We start from the raw sequence: 13,496 nt of genomic DNA on the forward strand, positions 1-13,496 counted from the left end.
TCTATCCGCTCGGCTCCTGTACGATGAAATATAATCCGAAGATCAATGAGGATGTCGCCCGCTTCCCGGGATTCGCGAAGATCCATCCTTACCAGCCGGAGGAAAGCATCCAGGGCGCGCTGGAGCTGATGCACACGCTGCAAAGCGACCTGGCCGCACTGACCGGCATGGACGCCGTATCGCTCCAGCCCGCCGCCGGCGCGCATGGCGAATGGACCGGACTCATGATGATCCGCGCCTATCATGAAGCGCGCGGCGAGGTCCGGACCAAGGTCATTGTTCCGGACTCCTCGCACGGCACGAACCCGGCCAGCGCTTCGGCTGCGGGCCTTACGACAGTAACCATTTCTTCTAATGAACAGGGAATGGTCGATCTGGAGGCGCTGAAACAAGCGGTCGGCAGCGACACGGCGGCGCTCATGCTGACCAACCCGAGCACGCTCGGCCTGTTCGAGACGCAGATTGTAGAGATCGCCAAGATCGTACATGAAGCGGGCGGGCTGCTCTACTATGACGGAGCCAACTCGAACGCGATCATGGGCATCACCCGCCCCGGCGACATGGGCTTCGACGTTGTGCATCTCAATCTGCACAAGACGATGAGCACGCCGCACGGCGGCGGCGGCCCGGGCGCCGGCCCGGTCGGCGTCAAGGCGAAGCTGACCCCGTTCCTGCCTGGCCCCACCGTGGCCAAGGCGAAAGACGGCAGCTTCTCGCTTCAAGAAGGCGGCCCGCAGTCGATCGGCCGGGTGAAGGCTTACTACGGCAACTTCGGCATTCTCGTCCGCGCTTACGCCTACATCCGCACCTACGGTCCGGACGGACTGCGCGAGGTGTCGGAGAACGCCGTGCTGAACGCCAACTATATGCTGAGCCGCTTGGCGCCGCATTTTGAGGTGCCTTACCCCGGCATCTGCAAGCATGAGTTCGTCCTGTCCGGCAAGAACCTGAAAGCCTACGGCGTCCGCACGCTCGATGTCGCCAAACGCCTGCTCGACTTTGGCTATCATCCGCCGACTGTCTACTTCCCGCTCAACGTGGAGGAGTGCATCATGATCGAGCCGACCGAGACGGAAAGCAAGGAAACGCTCGACGGCTTCATTGAGACGATGATCCGCATCGTGCGGGAAGCGAAGGATACGCCGGAAATTGTCCTGAACGCGCCGCATACCACCGAAATCAGCCGTCTTGACGAGACCCAGGCAGCGCGGAAGCCCGTGCTGAACTGCTCCTGCGGATAAGCGGGCGGCAGCGCGTCATTAACCCAATCTTATTCCCTCTTGAACATCCGGTCGCACATTTCACCGGGTGCATCAAGAGGGATTTTTTAGGATAGAGAGGGTTATGCTCCCTGCCTGTTACACTTGCCCGTCATACTTGGCCAGCAGCTCCTTCAGCTTAACCTTCATGCAGTCGATCAGCTCCGGCGGTTCCGCCACTTCGGCGTCGCTCCCAAGACCAATGAATAATCTGGCAAAGTAAGGAATTTCGCTGCTTGGAATCTCACCGTCAATCCAGCCGGTGCCGTCCTCCCGAACCTGCAGCAGCCCCCGCCGCCCCAGCTCCGCTTCGCATACCCGTACCCCCTCCTCGCTCAGTTGAACGCGGCAGCGGGTGTACTGGCTTTTGTCCGAAAAAGCATCCTCCCAGTTGCCCAAATGAATGCTGCGTAGGTCCAGCGGATGTATTCCGGGGTCCCCCTCCTCGACGCTCACGATCCGATCACACCGGAACAGCCGCACGCCGCCGCGCAGAAAGCAGTACGCCGGACAGTACCACAAGCCGCTGCTGGCATAAATGCCGATCGGCTGAATGTCCCGAACCGTAACGTTCTCCTGCGATTTGTATCCGATCCGCACGACTTTTTGCATCACAGACGCATCAAGTAGACTGGACAGATAGGGCGACTCCGCCTGCCTGGCGGGAATGACGAAATCCACCCGGTTCTTCATCTGGTCAATCCGGTCCCGCACGTCTCCGGACATATAATGATAGAATTTTCCAAGCGCTGATGATGCCTCCGTCTCAAACGGGATAAAAGAGTAATGACGCAAGGCATGGCAGGCGAAAAAAAGAGCGACCGCTTCCTCCTCGGTAAAAGCGATAGGCGGCAGAATTCGTTCGTTCAGCACCTGGTACCCGCCGTGAGGTCCCACTTCCGAATATAAAGGAACGCCAAGCTCTCCAAGCTCCTGCAGATCCCTTAATATCGTCCTCGATGACACGCCGAATTCCTGGGCAAGCTCCTTGACGGTAAATTTTTTCTTGCGGTTGACGGTCATCATCAGCCCGAGCAGCCGTTTCGATTTGGGCATGGTATCCCGGTTTTCGCGTTTGGACATGGACGCTAAGCCTCCTTTTTCGCGTTTGAATTGGAATCTTCCGATTGTTTTATGACAATACTTGTCACTATTATAATCTACAATGGAAAATGAAGCATAGAAGCGACGTACGCTGGAAAATTACACTTCTCAGTTGAGCCCTCCAGCTGCGATGCGCTCCTGGTCAAACCCATACATTCGAAAGGTGTGAGCTTATGCAAGCCGTAAGTGAAATGAAAGGTCTGCTGTTTGCAGAACTGGAGCATATCGTCCGGACCTCGTCCAAGCTGATTGCTAAAATCTCCCCGGAGCATCGGGATTACCGCCCCCGGGACAATATGCGTTCCCTGCTGGAACTGGCCCAGCATCTTGTATCCGTTCCCTCGGTCGATCTGCTGATCTTGCAGGAGCAAGGGCAGCCGGAAATCCGGCGGATGGAAGAAGAGATTAATCAGGACAGCGCTTCGGACAAATTGTCGGCATGGATGGACAAAGGTTTTCAGGATCTGAAAGCGTACATGGAGGGATTAAGCGAGAAAGACTTCCTGCACAAATCCACCAAGCCGTTCTACCTGGAGCATGGTTCCGTTCAGGCCAAATGGCTGATCGAAATCGTCACCCATGCCCAGCATCACCGGGCGCAGCTCTTCAATTATATGAAGGAACTGGGCTATGACGTGAACATGTTTGACTTGTACTGAACCGAACAATAGCTGCCAAAATGCGGACTTTGGAGCCCATGCTGAAATACCGGACGTTCACAGCCCGGGGCAAGGTAACTTTCAGGTGCAGGGGACAGAGCAAAAGACGATGACGCGCATATTCTGCGAACATTCGTTTTTTTGCCTGTCTCTTTTTTGTGCTCAGGATATACCGTCGAATTTATGAAAAAATGAATGGAAAATAGAGGACTTTTATTGACTCCATTCCGGCGGAGACGAATCACGCGATACTGCTCGAACAAATTATGATGATCGGCAAACGGATGAAGATGTGCGTAGTTGCGGAGGGCGTGGAGAGAGCGGACCAGCTGACCTATTTGCAGGATCAGGGCTGCGACAAAATCCAGGGTTATCTGTACAGCAAGCCGCTCGCCGCCAAGGACATGGAACAGTTGTTAGCCAGATGGGAAAGCTCCGGAGTCGCTGCCGCCTGTATGGAACCATAACTTCCAGAAAATCCTCATCCCGAAAGTCCCTCCTCACACCCTCATGCAGTAAGGATATTTATCCTCAAAAAATAAAGCGATGGTTCTCCGGGTAAAGTACCGGAAACCATCGCCTCACAAGTAATTCTTTCTTCATTTAGCGCGGTAACCGCCCGTCCATGCCCCTGCTCTATTTAAGGCTTAGCAGTGAATTACGCCGCTTGTTTCAGCGCTTTTTTGCGCTGCTTCGCCGACTTGCGGAAGTAGAACAGCTCGTAAATGACCGGCACGACAACCAGCGTCAGCACCGTGGCGGCGGTCAAACCGCCCACAACTACAATTGCCAAGCTTTGCGAGACGATGCTGCCCTGCTCGGAATGGCCGAACAGCAGCGGCAGCATGGCGCAGATTGTGGCGATGGCCGTCATCAGAATCGGCCGCATCCGTGTTCCCGCCGCTTCGAGCAGCGCTTCGCGAATGCTCATATGCTCCTCGTTATGCTTGACGCGGTCAATCAGCACAATGGCGTTCGTAACTACAATGCCGATCAGCATCAGCGCGCCGAATACAGCAGTGAAGTCGGGGGTTACTCCCGATACAAGCAGACCGATAACGGCTCCAATGGCTGCCAGCGGCAGCGAGAAAATAATCGCCAGCGGTGCGCGAAGCGTCTTGAACGTGATCACCATGATCAGGTAGATCAGACCGATGGAAATGAGCGCCGTCATTCCGAGATCCTTGAAATCGCCCGCCTGGTCGGCGGATGCGCCACCCGATACGAGGGTTACGCCTTCAGGCAGCTTGACGCTGTCGGTTTCTTTTTTGATCGAGGCCCCGATTTCGGAAACCTTCTTCGGATCGACTTCGGCAGTAATTCGCGCATAAGGCTTGCCGTCTTTACGGTACAACATGGCCGGTTCGTTCCGCACTTCCAGGGTCGCCAGCTGTGACAGCTGCTTAGGCCCCGTGGAAGTCATCAGTATGATGCCCTGCAGGTCCGTTTGCGATTTAGGCTGAGCGAGTGGAGATAATACGACCGCAGCCGGAGAACCGTTCAGCTCCATCTGACCGAGCGGCATCGGATTCAGCATACCGGCCAGCTGCATTGATATTTCCTGCGCGTTGGCCTGCGCCGGATTCACGTTGAAGGCAAAGACCGGCTTCGTATCCTCCATGTTGCTGGAGATTTTCCGGATGCCGTCAATCTTCTTCACCTTGTCCATAACCTGACCCGCCGCAGCGGTAATCTTGGACAGGTCATCGCCGGCAATATCAATGTACTCATTGGTCGAACTCGAACCCATCATGCCGCCTTCATTAGCTGCCAGGCTTGCTCCGGGATAACTGCTTTGCAGCCCCCGGATTTTATCGATAAATGCTTGGGCGTCGGCATTTTCCTTCATTACTACTGAATAGTTGACCAATGTAGGCGAGGATACGTTGCCCCATTTGGCGGAATCGGCGCTGTTCCCGGACTGCATGATTACCGTCTTCGCCTGAGGCTGTTTCATAATTTCCTGTTCCAGCCGTTTCCCCTGTTCAAGAACCTGCGCGACCGGCGTATCATTCGGGTATTTTAGTTCGATCGCGACACTGCTCGCATCTGAAGCGTCCAGCGCCCCTTTAGGCATGTTCATATACACGGCGATTGAAGCTATCAGAATGATCAGCCCCAGCGACAGTGACACCCATTTACGGTTCAGGTTCCACTTAAGAAACCGCTGGAACCACTTGGACGGCTCATGCTCTTTCATGGACGTGTTCCGCAGCATCACGGAGCTCAGCAGCGGAACGACAGTCAACGCGACCACCAGCGACGTCAGCAGCGAGTAAGTAACGGTCAAGGCAAAAGGCAGCAGGAACGCCTGCATACTGCCGCGCAGCAGACCTATCGGCAGGAAGACGGCGACAGTGACAATCGTCGAGGACGTAATCGCCCGGGCAACTTCCTTCGTCGCGCTGATCATCATGTCAACGGAGAAGGACTCTTTCTGCAATCTGCGGTAAATATTCTCGATAACCACGATACTGTCGTCAACCAGACGGCCGACCGCAACCGCTACCCCGCCGAGTGTGATAACATTCAGCGTAATTCCTGAGATATCGAGCAGATATAAGGTAACGGCCAGCGACAGTGGAATGGAAACGGCTGTCACAAGTGTTGCCCGCACATTGCGCAGGAATAGCAGAATGACGATAGTCGCAAACAGAGCGCCGAGCAGTACTTCACGCATCATGCTGTTCACGGAATCAACGACCATATCCGAGGTGCTGAATACTACCTCAGCTTTCGCGCCTTTTACGGTCGAATTAATGTTCTTTATTGCATCCTTGACTTTATTGCCGACATCAACCGCATTGGCATTGGCTTCTTTCGTTACCGACAAGAACAGCACATCCTTGCCGTTCGAGCGGCTGATGCTTTCCTGATCACTCTTCACCTGAACTGATGCGATATCCTGAAGCGTCACTCCGGGCGAAACCGGCAGGCGTTTCAAGGTATCGACGCTGTCAATGGAAGAAACGACATTAATGCTGCCGGTCTGGCCGCCGATCGTCTGCTCCCCGACGGAAGCCGATACGTTCCGGCCTTGAAGCAGACCGGTAATTTGCTGGGCGGATACTTTCTTTTCGGCCATAAGACGCGGGTCAAGCTTGACCATTACCTGCGGCGCAGTTTTGCCGTAGAACGCGACGTTCGCAACCCCATCGATCTTTTGCAGTTCGGGGATAATCTCCGTCTCTGCCATCTTCAAGTTCTGTTCAGTTATTCCTTCGTCGAATGAAAGAGTGGCCGAGGCTACCGGAATCATGGAGGTATTTAATTGAAGAACGAACGGCCGCATTACTCCCTGAGGAAACTGCAGCGCGTCGACCGCCTTCTGCACCTCCTGCGCGGCATCCTTCATATTCGTCTTGGAGTCAAAATTAATGTCCACTTTGGTGTAGCCATTTCCCGAGGTGGACGTCATCTCCGTCTTGCCTTTGATCATTGCCAGAGCATTCTCGATGGGTTTGGTCACCTGCTTCTCCATCGCATGCGTGTCCTGGCCGAGGCCAATTGCCGTTACCGTCACCTGCGGATTATCCGCCTCCGGCAAGAACTCCATCGGCAGTGAGCTGTAGCTCATCACTCCCACTATGAGCGCCATCACAATCAGCAGCCCAGTGGCCGCTTTGTTACCAAGCGACCATTTTGTTAACCATGTCATTAATCATTTCTCCTTCCACTCCCCAGTATTGTTGAAGCTTAGGTGTGCCAGATTTCTATATGATTGCTTCTCTTTGTAACAAGTTTAGATATTTTCATATAGACTTAAAACAGTCGGGCGGCGGGTCCGGAACTCAGCCTTAGGACCGATACTGCCCCCAACCAAAGGACAGGAAAACGCCATAAAGGATATTCTACTCCCCTTCGTCCAGCTTAACCGGCTCGCGAAAGACGTATTTCAGCATCGGCGGGGTGAGCAGCGTCGTGGCAATTACGACAATAATAACCGAAGTGAAATACTCCGGCAGCAACAGTCCGCTTTGTAGTCCCGTGGCGGCAATGATCAGAGCGACCTCGCCCCGTGATATCATGCCAGAACCGATCACTACCGATGAACGGGTATTAAAGCCCGTCAGACGCGCGCCGAGTCCGCCGCCGATCAGCTTGGTCAGCACCGCCGCGAGCGACAAGAGGATCACAAAGCCGATCTGCCCGAGAACTCCCTCAAAGGAAACGTTAAGTCCGATACTGACAAAAAAGACGGGCACGAAGACGGTGTAAGCGATGGGCTCCAGCTTGTGTTCCACCGTGTGCTTGAAGGCAGTCTGCGAGACGGCCAGCCCCGCGGCGAACGCGCCGATAATGCCGGCCATTCCGGTCCATTCAGCGAACCAGGAGTAGGCCAAACAGATGACAAGCGCTATGCTGGCGGTCGCCTCCGTCACTTTAAGGGGAGACAGCCATTTGAGCATCCGGGGGACAATCAGCCAGCCGGCGAGGATGGCGACAGCGAAGAAGAGCAGCTTTTTACCGATCAAGAGGCCCAGCGGCACCGATTCTCCCGCACCGAAGAAGCTCATCAGCACCGCCAGCAGAATAACGACCAGTACGTCGTCGACAACGGCCGCTCCCAGTATGGTTGAGCCCTCCCGTGAATTCAGCTTGTTCATATCCTTAAGCACCTGCGCCGAAATGCTGACGGAGGTTGCGCTAAGAATCGCCCCTAGAAACAAGGCATGCGAATAAGAAAAACCGAACAGCTCCGCAATCCCCATTCCGCCAAACAGCGGAAGAATAATTCCCCCTACCGCCACGGCAAAGGACGATTTCCAGTTGCGCCGAAGCTGATCCAGGTCCGTCTCGAGTCCCGCGATGAACATGAGCAGCAGCACGCCGATTTCAGACATTTCGTGAATAAATTCTCCATTCTGAATCCAGCCCAGCACCGCCGGACCAAGCACGATGCCCACAATCAGTTTACCGAGAACGGACGGCTGGCCGAGAGCGACAGATAGATGCCCGGCGAGCTTGGTGGACAGTAGAATCAGCAATAAGGTTAAAATAAATTCCATGGATGATCCGCTCCTTGTCTTCTTTAAAATTGCACTAATAAGCCCTGAAAAAAGCAAAAAGGAGCCCTTGGTGACAGGCTCCTCCATAAAACGATGGTTTATTCATTTATTTGAATTATCCCTATAAATATACCCTTGTTTAGAATCATTGTAAAGAGTAGAAGCCAACCAGCCAGGATAATCTCCTATGGTCCAATCATTTCGAAGCAAGTTGTTCAGAATCGAAAAGCTCCATATAGAGGGGACCTCTAAGTTGGTTATGATTTTAGTTCGGCATCTTGCAAGCCTGCTAGAGTGCAGGTTTTTTAGATCAAAAGTGCTTGTCAGCAGGAAAAGCCTCCGATTGTGCAGGAATTTAAGGCTGCGCCGACTGCAATTGAGGTTGAACGGATAAGAAACTGTATTTTGGCAGGCATGCTATTCAGTGAAGTTCCAAGGCCGGCAAAAGATGTACAATTTCAGGTTTTCCGCATCATTTGGTTCATCGCGCCTTGCTGAGGCTCATACCGAACCACATGTTTGCCCGTCGCTCCTGTTACCGCGGTAAACCATCCGTTCAGGATGATGGGCAACGTCGTCATAAGCAAAAGTGATCCCTAGAAACCCATAGCCGCTAAACAAGTTCCCCGGTTCTATTCGTTGCAACACATTCTCGCCTAAAATAACAAAAAAACGTCCCGGCCCATTCGGTGGAATGGAATCAGGGCGTTCTTCGTCTCATACAGCTCTACACAGCCGACTCGCTCGGCCGCAGAATGGCGGAACCGATGACCAGCAGAATGACCGCCATCAGGCCCAGTACCGCAAAGGGCAACCACAGCTCGCTCCAGCCGCTGCCGGTGGCAGCAAGGTCTGCCGCTTGAATCGCCCATTTTTGCGGGACGAAGTTCGCTGCCTTCTGCATGTAGTCCGGCATGATCGAGATCGGCCAGAAGCAGCCCCCCAGCATGCAGGTCGGAGTCAGAATGAGCGCGTTCAGCATACCCGCATTGTTCGGGTTGCGAATGAGTCCCGCAACTGTGCTGGCCAGCCCCATGCACACCAGCATGAACGCCGCCAGGATGAGAAAATATAGATACATCGGAAGCTCAAAGTTGTAGTTCAGCACATAGCGGCCTACCAGAAGCACAGCGGCGACCTGGATCACGCCCACCGTAAAGCTGCCCAGAAAATTGCCGAGCGCAATTTCATAAGAACGAACAGGCGCGCTGAACATCCTCATCATGGTCCGCTTCTTGCGGTCATCCATAATGACCGAAACGGAGCTTGTAACCATAGCCATCAAGAACATCAACATAAATCCGGTAACGACACCCAGGCTTTCGCGGGGATACAGGTTATAGTCGGTCTTCTGGCTGCCCACATGATGCAGCTCCGCCTGCTGCAGAACAGCGGACAACTTCGCTTCCCGCGCGGCAGCCGTACCGGAGGCAGTTCCGCTGGCCATACCGGTTGGACCTATGGATGGACTAGCTGCCTGAACACCAGCCGTGCCTCCAGCCTTCCCCGCTTCTGCTCCCTTTCCGGCAGCGTCAACCGCCAAAGCCACTTCGCGCAGCCTGCCGCCGATTTCCGAAGCCTTCATTTTAAGTGCGATTGACGCAGCAGACGTCTTTAACTCATAGATATGGATTTGCGGCGCCTGCCCGGCGAGCAGCGAGGCCGAATAGCCTGCTGGAATTTCCAATCCCGCTCGGCCCTTCTCGTCGAGGACTCCGGTGCGCAGCTCGCCCCCGCTCTCTTTTTCAACCAGGGTATAGTCCCCTGTCTTCTCCAGTTCGGCAATGACATGCGCTCCTGCGGGGCCGCTGTCCAGATTCGTGTATAGTACGGTCGCCTTCTCATATCCCATGCCGCCGGTCATCCATATGATGACGGAAACTATAACGCCAGGCAAGAGAATATAGGCGATCACACCTCTGCGTCTGCCAATCATCCGCTTTACCAGATTCCAGGAAATGGTAAGGATATTATACATGATAACCCACCTTTCGGTACGAGAAAAATGCCAAGCCCAGCAGCACGAGACAGATCAGCGACAGCATCGTGATACTGCCCGAAATTTGCGTCCACGGGGATTCCAGCATCATCCGCAGGATACCCCGCATCCCCCAGTGATTGATTGAGAACGCGCCGCCTGTATTCACCCAGGAATCCGGCAGGGGAGCCATCCCTCCGCTGATAAACGTCATCACCACCGTCAGCCCGGTTGAAATGGATCTTGCCGACGCTGCCGTTCTGGCAAACATAGCTATAATGACCGACAAGGTCAGCGAAGCAAGAATCATTAACAGACATACCAGTGCCAGAAGCCCCGGGCGGTTGCCCCAGTACACGCCGAACAGAAAGTGTGTAGCCAAAATAATGGAGGCGCACTGCAGGACGGACACGATTCCGATGCCAAGCATTTTTCCCATAAAGAGTTCCCCGCCCTTCACCGGCATGGAGCCGATCCGAAACAACGTATGGTTATCCTTTTCGCTGTACAGGCTGGTGATCACCATCTGTCCGCACAGAAGCAGGAACATCAGAAGCATCGCAGCCGCGTAATACTGGGAAGCAGTGTAGGCCGGGGCTCCTTCATTCAGCTTGCCGAGCACCACGGCCGGATTGCTTTGCCCGCTCTCCGTCATCGCGGGAATCGCCTGCGGTCCAAGCGTCATGGCGGCGGCCTGCCTGTAATTGATGCTGCTCAGGAAATTGTCGAACACGGTTCCTGCGACCATATTGTCCGTCCGGTTTTTGCCGAGAATATATTCAAGCCGCGCTTCCTTCCCGCTCATGATATCCTTGTCGAATCCGGCCGGAACGATGACGGCATAGCTGTATTCTCCCGAACGCACGCCGTTTACCGCCGCTTCCCGGCTGTCTGCGGTTTCCGGTGTAATGATTTCCGCGATCTCGGGCGACTTCAAGAAGCTCCCGATCAGCTGCGAGCGTTCGGAGGGGTTCGCTGCCGCATCGACAATGCCTACCCGAAAAGGATCAATCGTCTGATCCTTACCTCCGCCCATAACGCCGGAAAGCGCCGAGCCGATCAAGAAAATCAGCAAAATCGGCAGAAGAAACAGGTTGATCAGCATCGAGCGGGAACGGAGCAGGCGCCGCAGTTCATAAGCCGCAATTGTCCAAATATTAGCCATTGTCCTCTCCTCCTAATCCCGTAAGGTCCGCCCGGTCAAGCTTAGGAATAACGTCTCCAGATCCGGTTGCTCGATTTGCAGCATCTGAATCACGCCCCCATGCTTGGCGAAAATAAACAGGATGTCCTGCAGCTCGCTTTGGGACGACGGCAGGTACAGCTCCAGCGTCTCGCCTTCGGCCTCCACCCGGGTCACCCGGGGATGCTGCTTAAGCTCCAGAATCAGGTCTGGCGTGATACTGCCTGCTTTGATGATGATTTTCTCTTCGTGGGCGACCCGTTCCCGCAGCTCTTTTTCCGTCCCGCAAGCAATGATATGCCCCTTATCCATAATCGCCACCCTGTCGCATATAGCTTCAACCTCTTCCATGTAGTGGCTCGTATAAATAACGGTTGAACCCAGCTTATTGAGCGCTTTAACCGATTCAAGGATATGGTTGCGGGATTGCGGGTCGATTCCCACTGTCGGCTCATCCATAATGATCAGCTTGGGGCGGTGCATGATGGCGCAGGCAATGTTCAGCCGCCGTTTCATCCCTCCGGAAAAAGTGGACGGCTTATCCTTCGCACGGTCAGCGAGTCCGGTAAACTCTAGCGCCTCCTTCACCCGCTCCTTCAGCAGTTCGCCGCGCAGGCCGTACAGTTTGCCGAAAAAGGATGCATTTTCCCAGGTAGTCAGGTCTTCGTACAGCGCCAGGTCCTGGGGGACGAGCCCGATTCTTTTTTTGGCCTCAAGCGGCTGCTTCGCTACGGAAATACCATCGATGACTATGCTTCCCCCGTCCATCTTTAGAAGGCCGCAGAGCATGCTGATCGTCGTGCTTTTGCCCGCGCCGTTCGGACCGAGCAGGCCGAATATTTCCCCTTCATTAATGCTTAGATTCACATGATCCACCGTCAGCTTGCTGTCATATCTTTTTACCACATCGGTTAGTGAAGCAAGTGCCATCGTTCATCTCTCCTGTCCCTTATTCTTCATGGTTTCATTGTAGCGCAGCCCCGAAGCCGCCGAAGGTACGGAAGGTCATGAAGTGAAGGTGACTTAAGTCATCTCTTGTGAAGAAGCGGCCAAACCCGCGTCCCGCAGCATAGAGGATGTGCTAAGATGGAATTGCGATGATACGCCTTCCCTCGCTAGGATCAGCCATTCGCTGAAAAAAGGCCGTTTGCGAAGGAAGGACGCTTAATCTCTATCTCTAGTGAAAAGGATGACGGCGTGTGACCAAGGAGCTGAAGCTGCTGCGGTATGGGTTAATTGCCATCCCGGCATTTATCTCGATGTACGTTCAGGAATATGCCAATTATGACCGGTTCACCCTGCATCTGCTGATGCTTCTGCTGCTGGCGACGCTGGGAGCGCGCCTGCCGGGACGGTTTACCATAGGGATGGCTGCGCTGGAAATGCTGTACTCTTCCTGGCTGTGCTCCAGGTACGGAAGCCTAATGGTGTTCCCCTCCCTGTCTGTGCTGCTCGCCTATTTCCGCCTCCGTCCCGGTTCGCTGCCTCTGCTGCTTGCGGGGATTCATCTGGCCGTGCTGAACGCTGCCGTCATGGAAGAAGCTCCGGTGATTCGCGCCTGGGTGAGTCTGGTGTTTCTTCTGGCTGCCGTGCTGTGTGCCCAGCTCTATTCGGCGGGACGCGGCCGCGAGGAGACGCTGCATCTGTATGACGAGCTGCGCAAAAAGCACTTCGAGCTGGACGAAGCCCGAAATCGGCTGCTCCAATTCGCGTCCCAAGTAGAGAATGCCGCCCAAGCCGAGGAACGGATTCGGATATCCCGCCAGCTGCATGACGATATCGGCCACCGGCTGATCCGTGTCAAAATGATGATGGAGGCCGCGCTCCACACACTTCCCTCTGCTCCGGAAGCGGGCATGTCCATGATGCGGCAGGTGCGCGATCAGTTGGCGGAGAGCATGGATGACCTGCGCGTCGCCGTAAGGCGCATCGGCCGGGGGCCGCATCTTGAGGGCGCTTATGCCCTAGACCGGCTGCTGGAAGAGACCGGCCGTGACACCGGCATTGAGACCTCATATACAGTCGAGGGTACGCCTTTTCCGCTCTATCCGAGCGTTCAGGTCGTGCTATATAAAAATGCCCGCGAAGCCATCACCAATGGGCTGCGGCACGGGCACGCGACCTCGGTCGGCATCAAGCTCTGCTACAGCCCGTCCGAAGTCACGATGGAGGTCAGTAATAACGGAAAGACAATGGAAGGATACGGCGGCGGGATGGCGGAGAGGAGCGGCAACAGCCGGGGCGATGGAACACCCTCGGAACAGTTGTCCGGCGTGAACCAAGAATTGCAGGAACGTAACGGCA

At 54.8% G+C, this 13,496-nt stretch carries 10 protein-coding genes; 4 read left to right on the forward strand and 6 right to left on the reverse strand.

Annotated features, from left to right (window positions below):
* Positions 1-1,241 (forward strand): aminomethyl-transferring glycine dehydrogenase subunit GcvPB (gcvPB, locus tag L691_RS0119195; protein WP_025691996.1); only part of this gene is annotated, 1,241 nt, incomplete at its 5' end.
* Positions 1,242-1,358: 117 nt separating this feature from the next.
* Here gcvPB and L691_RS0119200 read toward each other — a convergent pair.
* Positions 1,359-2,315 carry a helix-turn-helix transcriptional regulator gene (locus L691_RS0119200; RefSeq protein ID WP_025691997.1) on the reverse strand — a complete coding sequence of 319 codons (957 nt, stop codon included), beginning with the start codon at positions 2,313-2,315 and terminating at the stop codon, positions 1,359-1,361.
* Between the two features lie 221 nt (positions 2,316-2,536).
* On the opposite strand from L691_RS0119200, the gene L691_RS0119205 reads away from it, so the two are divergent.
* Both L691_RS0119205 and L691_RS0119210 read left to right on the forward strand, forming a co-directional pair.
* Positions 2,537-3,022 (forward strand): DinB family protein, encoded by a 486-nt coding sequence (locus L691_RS0119205; RefSeq protein WP_025691998.1) that lies wholly within the window; start codon positions 2,537-2,539, stop codon positions 3,020-3,022.
* A 215-nt stretch (positions 3,023-3,237) separates the two neighbouring features.
* Positions 3,238-3,489, forward strand: coding sequence for an EAL domain-containing protein (locus tag L691_RS0119210; RefSeq protein WP_084654274.1), 252 nt, complete (start codon positions 3,238-3,240; stop codon positions 3,487-3,489).
* A 191-nt stretch (positions 3,490-3,680) separates the two neighbouring features.
* On the opposite strand, the gene L691_RS0119215 is transcribed toward L691_RS0119210, so the two are convergent.
* The 5 genes from L691_RS0119215 to L691_RS0119240 all read right to left on the reverse strand — a co-directional run bounded on the left by L691_RS0119215 (position 3,681) and on the right by L691_RS0119240 (position 12,122).
* Complete coding sequence (locus tag L691_RS0119215) at positions 3,681-6,680, reverse strand: efflux RND transporter permease subunit (RefSeq protein ID WP_025692000.1); 3,000 nt, start codon at positions 6,678-6,680, stop codon at positions 3,681-3,683.
* Between the two features lie 193 nt (positions 6,681-6,873).
* Positions 6,874-8,031, reverse strand: a complete 1,158-nt coding sequence (locus L691_RS0119220; protein ID WP_025692001.1) for a cation:proton antiporter — start codon at positions 8,029-8,031, stop codon at positions 6,874-6,876.
* A 727-nt stretch (positions 8,032-8,758) separates the two neighbouring features.
* Positions 8,759-10,009 carry an ABC transporter permease gene (locus L691_RS29445; RefSeq protein WP_036737371.1) on the reverse strand — a complete coding sequence of 417 codons (1,251 nt, stop codon included), beginning with the start codon at positions 10,007-10,009 and terminating at the stop codon, positions 8,759-8,761.
* Positions 10,002-11,174 (reverse strand): ABC transporter permease, encoded by a 1,173-nt coding sequence (locus L691_RS0119235; protein WP_025692002.1) that lies wholly within the window; start codon positions 11,172-11,174, stop codon positions 10,002-10,004. The genes L691_RS29445 and L691_RS0119235 overlap by 8 nt, the downstream gene beginning before the upstream one ends.
* 12 nt (positions 11,175-11,186) lie before the next feature.
* Complete coding sequence (locus tag L691_RS0119240; RefSeq protein WP_025692003.1) at positions 11,187-12,122, reverse strand: ABC transporter ATP-binding protein; 936 nt, start codon at positions 12,120-12,122, stop codon at positions 11,187-11,189.
* A 269-nt stretch (positions 12,123-12,391) separates the two neighbouring features.
* On the opposite strand from L691_RS0119240, the gene L691_RS0119245 reads away from it, so the two are divergent.
* On the forward strand, positions 12,392-13,496 hold a 1,105-nt coding region (locus L691_RS0119245; RefSeq protein WP_025692004.1), incomplete at its 3' end, for a sensor histidine kinase.

Source organism: Paenibacillus zanthoxyli JH29 (assembly GCF_000520715.1).
Taxonomy (GTDB): Bacteria; Bacillota; Bacilli; order Paenibacillales; family Paenibacillaceae; genus Paenibacillus_AQ; species Paenibacillus_AQ zanthoxyli.